The 3,656-nt window shown below is 72.8% G+C and carries 3 protein-coding genes; 2 read left to right on the top strand and 1 reads right to left on the bottom strand.

Going from position 1 to position 3,656, the window contains the following annotated elements:
• The first annotated feature begins 106 nt into the window (after positions 1 to 106).
• Positions 107 to 1,714: an ABC transporter substrate-binding protein gene (locus tag GUY60_RS35770; RefSeq protein WP_161705585.1), complete on the top strand. Its 1,608-nt coding sequence runs from the start codon at positions 107 to 109 to the stop codon at positions 1,712 to 1,714.
• A 16-nt stretch (positions 1,715 to 1,730) separates the two neighbouring features.
• Here GUY60_RS35770 and GUY60_RS35765 read toward each other — a convergent pair whose 3' ends face one another.
• Complete coding sequence (locus tag GUY60_RS35765; RefSeq protein WP_161705583.1) at positions 1,731 to 2,690, bottom strand: ArsR/SmtB family transcription factor; 960 nt, start codon at positions 2,688 to 2,690, stop codon at positions 1,731 to 1,733.
• Between the two features lie 74 nt (positions 2,691 to 2,764).
• Between GUY60_RS35765 and GUY60_RS35760 the strand changes: the two genes are divergently transcribed.
• Complete coding sequence (locus GUY60_RS35760; RefSeq protein WP_161705581.1) at positions 2,765 to 3,619, top strand: alpha/beta fold hydrolase; 855 nt, start codon at positions 2,765 to 2,767, stop codon at positions 3,617 to 3,619.
• Positions 3,620 to 3,656 lie beyond the last annotated feature (37 nt).

The following is a 3,656-nucleotide window of genomic DNA, read 5'->3' as shown; positions in this document are numbered from 1 at the left end:
GCACGGAGGTCGCCGCACAGTTGCAGGAGCTGAGCGAGCAGGTCCCGTACCTCAAGGGGCTGCCGCTGCACGAGCGCATCCAGTCCTACGACAAGGAGCCGTGGTGATGCCCGGATCGCCCGAAGATCCCCGGCCCGCTCCCCGCGCCGCCGGCCGCGCCGGTGCCATCCCGCTGCCCCCGCCGCCGCCCGTACGGTGGTGGCGCGTGCCCCGCAACCTCGTCCGGGCGGGCGGCGCCGCCCTTGGCCTCCTACTCCTCGGCTATCTGCTGCTCGGCTCCGGCTGGGGCTCGCTGCGGTACGTGACCGAACGCTGCGCCGACCGGGTATGGGAACGCGGACCCCGCGACGAGTGCACCGGCGTCAGCGACGGCGGCCATGTCTTCGGCCGCCTCGACGAGGTGTCCCGCGCCATCGAGAAGGAGAACCGCCGCGTCACCGGCGGCACCCTCCCGTACGTGACCGTCGCCCTGCTCATCCCCATGACGACCGACGAGCACGACCCCAACCGCAAGGCCGCCGTGGAGGGCCAGATCCGGCACGAGGTGCAGGGCGCGTACCTCGCGCAGCGCCGGATGAACGACAAGGGCTCGCCCGCCGTGCGGCTCGTCCTCGCCAACCCCGGCCTGGGCAGCGCCCATTACGAGGCGGTGGCCGCGGAACTCGACGAGATGGCACGCTCGAAGGAGGACAACCTCCGTGCGGTCGTCGGCTTCGACATGAGCGAGAAGAACACCAAGAACGCCATCCGGCACCTCACCGAGGACCTGCGCATCCCCGTCGTCGGCGGGCCCATCACCGCGTCCGACCTGACCATGGACGGACTCGCCCGGATCGTCCCGCCCAACGAGGACCAGGCCGAGGTCCTCGCCGGACTCCCCGGCGACGGCGGCGACAATGTATTCCTGGTCGAGGACACCCGGCCCGGCGACAGTTACGTGGACACCCTCCGCGACGCGTTCAACGAGAAGCGGCCGCGCGGCGCCCTGGAGTCCGAGCAGTACCGCTCGTCCGGCGGCTCCGACGACGACCCCAGCCTGGCCGGTGACTTCGAGAACATCGCGCAGAACATCTGCCAGTCCGGCGCCGAGGACATCTACTTCGCCGGACGCCCGCCCCAACTCCGCATGCTGGTCCAGGAGTTGGGCGACCAGCCGTGCGCGAGGACCGAGAACAGCTTCCGGATCATCACCGGTTCCGGGGCGTCCACCGTCGACTCGTACGTACCGAGCGACGAGCTGGCCCAGTGGCGCCGCGCGCTCAGCCGCGTCACCGTCGAGTACGCCGCCGTGGGGCACCCCGACGCCTGGGAGGAGAGCGAGGCACCCGAGGCGGAGGACGCGCGCGCCGAGATGCGCCGGCTGAAGTCGGCGGCGGCCGCGCTCGGCGACGCCGACCTGGAGGACTCACGCCTCATGACGATCTACGACGCGACGCGGACGGCGGTGACGAACATCCGCCGCCAGGCCGAGGGCGGCAAACGCATCCCGCGCCTGGACGAAGTCGCCAGCGGCTGGCACCAGTTGAAGAGTGTCAACAAGATCCGCGGTACGACGGGCTGGATCTGCCTCGACAACCAGGGCAACGCGTTCAACAAGGCGGTGCACCGCGTACGGCTCGACCCGGCGTGGCGGCGGAACGAGAAGCTGGAGTTCGTCGGGGTGGCCTGGCCGCGCGGCAAACCACTCGACGAGACGTGTACGGCTTCGCGGTAGTCCGGATCCGCGCCGGTCAGGGGCGCAGCAGCGCGTCGGCCCGTTCCGTGCGCAGGTGCAGGGCCGTGCGGCCCCGGCGCTGGGTGGCGACGAGGCCCGCTCCGCGCAGGGCGCCCAGGTGCTGGGAGACCGCGCTCGGTGTGACGCCCAGGCGTGCGGCCAGGGCCGGGGTGGTGAGGGGTTCGGTGAGCGCGGCGAGGAGTTCGGTTCGGGTACGGCCCAACACCGGGGCCAGGCCGGAGAGTTGGGGCGCGGGAGGCTCCCAGAGCAGGCCCACCCCCGCCGCCGGGTAGCGGATCGACGCGGTGGTCCGCGGGGACTTGTCGACGCCGACGTGCGGCCAGTTGAACGCGCTGGGCAGCAGCACCAGGCCATGCCGGCCGGGGTCCACCCGGTGCGTCGTGCGCGGCGCGCGGGGTGAGCGGACCACCAACTGGCCGTCGTCCCAGGCGATGTCCTCGTGCAGGTCGTCCAAGAGCGCCCGTACGCCACCGTCCACCAACGTCAGCGCCCGGCGCGCCACATCGGCCTCCAGGAGTGCGCGCAACCGTCCCCAGTGCGGGGCGAGCACCGCGTCATGGCAGCGGAGCAACGCCTCCGCGAGCCGCGGCAGTACGGCCGCGGGCTGGGGCGCCCGCGCGGCGGGCACGCCCACCACCTCCCCGTACTCCCGCCGGAAGAACTCCTCGTCCGTGGCCCGCAGCAGCTCCAGCTCCGTCGGCAGCGACGGCAACCGCTCCGGCGGCACCGGGAACAGGAACGACGGCATCGACCCGCCGCCGAGCAGTGCCCGCAGCAACGGCAGCTCCGGCTCTCCGGCGAGCAGGGGGCGGGCCCGCCGCGCCCACGGACGGTGCACCGGGTGCCCGCCCGTGCCGAGCAGGATCCGCAGCGCCAGCACCGTCTCGCCCAACGGCGACACGGCGAACCGCACCCTGGCCACCGACGCCGCGGTCAACCCGAACTCGACGGCCATCGACCCCACCTCCCCACCATGTAGCTGTCACTGAACGATAGGTCGGCGGCCGCGTCCACGGCAGCCTGGCGGGCATGAACCACATCACCGCGTACGACGGCACCGCACTGGCCCACCGGGAGCACGGCGACGGCCCGCCCCTGGTGTGCCTGCCCGGCGGCCCGATGCAGTCGGCCGCCTACCTCGGCGACCTCGGCGGACTCGCCGCGCACCGCCGCCTGATCCTCCTCGACCCGCGCGGCACCGGCGGCTCCGCGGTGCCGCGCGACACCACCTCGTACCGCTGCGACCGGCTCGTCGACGATGTGGAGGCGCTGCGCGCACACCTGCGGCTCGACCGGATGGACCTGCTCGCCCACTCCGCGGGCACGAACCTCGCCCTGCTGTACGCGGAACGCCACCCGGAACGTGTCGGCACCCTCGTCCTGGTCACCCCGAGCGTCCTCGCCGTCGGCGGCACGGTCACCGCGGACGTACGACGCGCCACCGCCCGCCTGCGCTCCGCCGAACCCTGGTACCCGGAGGCGTCCACCGCCCTCGAAAAGGTCATGGCAGGACGAGCGGACGAGGCCGCCGCCCAGGCCATCACGCCGTTCCTGTACGGCAGTTGGGACACCACCGCCCGTACGCACGCGACCGCGTCGGACGCGCAGCGCAACCACGAGGCGGCAGCGGTCCACACATCCGAGGGCGCCTTCCACCCGGAGGCAACCCGCGCGGCCCTGTCCCGGCACACGGCCCCGGTGCTGGTACTCGCGGGGGAGACCGACCTCAACTCACCGCCCGCTGCCACGGCCGAGGTGGCTGAACTCTTCCCTCGCTCCACGCATGTCGTCCAGGACGGGGCGGGGCACTTTCCGTGGCTCGATGACGGGGGACGGTTCGTCGAGGTGGTGGAGGGGTTCCTGCGGGGGTCGGCGAACGAATAGTCACTGATGACCGGTTACCGGGTCACCCATACCCCGG

Source organism: Streptomyces boluensis (assembly GCF_009908195.1).
Classification (GTDB): domain Bacteria; phylum Actinomycetota; class Actinomycetes; order Streptomycetales; family Streptomycetaceae; genus Streptomyces; species Streptomyces boluensis.
This window is presented reverse-complemented; position numbering and strand designations above follow the sequence as displayed.

Excerpts from the sequence above, each read along its gene's own strand:
- GUY60_RS35760 (WP_161705581.1), top strand. The coding sequence starts at position 2,765 with ATGAACCACATCACCGCGTACGACGGCACCGCACTGGCCCACCGGGAG.
- GUY60_RS35765 (WP_161705583.1), bottom strand. The coding sequence starts at position 2,690 with ATGGCCGTCGAGTTCGGGTTGACCGCGGCGTCGGTGGCCAGGGTGCGG.
- GUY60_RS35770 (WP_161705585.1), top strand. The coding sequence starts at position 107 with ATGCCCGGATCGCCCGAAGATCCCCGGCCCGCTCCCCGCGCCGCCGGC.